This window comes from Vibrio sp. MED222 (assembly GCF_000153005.1).
Taxonomy (GTDB): Bacteria; Pseudomonadota; Gammaproteobacteria; order Enterobacterales; family Vibrionaceae; genus Vibrio; species Vibrio tasmaniensis_A.
Genome location: NZ_AAND01000091.1, coordinates 1 through 1,518, shown reverse-complemented (window position 1 = coordinate 1,518; position 1,518 = coordinate 1). Strand labels below are relative to the sequence as shown.

The 1,518-nt window shown below is 57.9% G+C and carries 1 protein-coding gene; it reads left to right on the top strand.

Features of this window, described 5'->3' with window-relative positions:
- A partial coding sequence (locus MED222_RS00065) for a Calx-beta domain-containing protein (protein WP_009844727.1) occupies positions 1-1,518 on the top strand: 1,518 nt, incomplete at both ends.

Below are 1,518 nucleotides of genomic sequence, written 5' to 3'. Positions count from 1 at the left end.
CGATCGCCCATCGGTGAGCATCGAAGACAGCAAGAGCATCAACGAAGGCTCAACGGCGAGCTTTGACGTGACGTTGACCAAAGCGGCAGCGGTGGATGTGACGGTTGATATTGACACGCTTTACGGCACAGCGACGGCAGAGGACATCAAGAGCATCGTGGTGAAAGACTCGGCAGGTCAGGTTGTGACGGCGAACGCAGATGGCTCTTACACGGTGAAAGCGGGTGAAACCCAACTGACGGTCGAAGTGGCGACCAAAGACGACGCGACGTACGAAGGTGACGAGAAACTGAGCTTGAAAGTGACGGGCGTGACGGGCGTTAACGGCACGGACACCAGTGACTTAACCATCACCGATGACGGCACCGGTCCGGTCGACCCAGGCACTCCAAACCCAGACGATCGCCCATCGGTGAGCATCGAAGACAGCAAGAGCATCAACGAAGGCTCAACGGCGAGCTTTGACGTGACGTTGACCAAAGCGGCAGCGGTGGATGTGACGGTTGATATTGACACGCTTTACGGCACAGCGACGGCAGAGGACATCACGAGCATCGTGGTGAAAGACTCGGCAGGTCAGGTTGTGACGGCGAACGCAGATGGCTCTTACACGGTGAAAGCGGGTGAAACCCAACTGACGGTCGAAGTGGCGACCAAAGACGACGCGACGTACGAAGGTGATGAGAAACTGAGCCTGAAAGTGACCGGCGCCACGGGCGTAACAGGCACTGAAACGGGTGAGCTGACCATCAAAGATGATGCCGACAAGCCAACAGTGACGGGCGTGACCAACAGCGCGGGTGCGGCGGGCATTAACGTAGCGGAAGGTGCGGTCGCGGACATCAAAGTGACGCTGAGCAACGAAAGCAAGACGGCGACCACGGTTGACCTGACGCTGAACAGCGGCACAGCGGATAAGAACGTCGACTTCACGGGCACCCAAGTGGACATCGTGTTGAGCAACGGTACGGTCTTGAAAGACGTGGCGGTAGCATCAGACGGCAGCTTCCAAGTGAGCTTGCCGGCGGGTCAAACCGACTTCACAGTGAAAGTTCAGACCACGCAAGACAGCATCTTCGAAGGCGATGAAACCTTCACGGTGACGGCGAAGACCAGCACGCAACAAGCAGCGGAAAGTGGCACAGTCACGATCCAAGACAACGATGGCACGCCAACAGTGACGGGCGTGACCAACAGCGCGGGCGCGGCGGGCATTAACGTAGCGGAAGGTGCGGTCGCGGACATCAAAGTGACGCTGAGCAACGAAAGCAAGACGGCGACCACGGTTGACCTGACGCTGAACAGCGGCACGGCGGATAAGAACGTCGACTTCACGGGCACCCAAGTGGACATCGTGTTGAGCAACGGTACGGTCTTGAAAGACGTGGCGGTAGCATCAGACGGCAGCTTCCAAGTGAGCTTGCCGGCGGGTCAAACCGACTTCACAGTGAAAGTTCAGACCACGCAAGACACCATCTTCGAAGGCGATGAAACCTTCACCGTGACGGCGAAGACCAG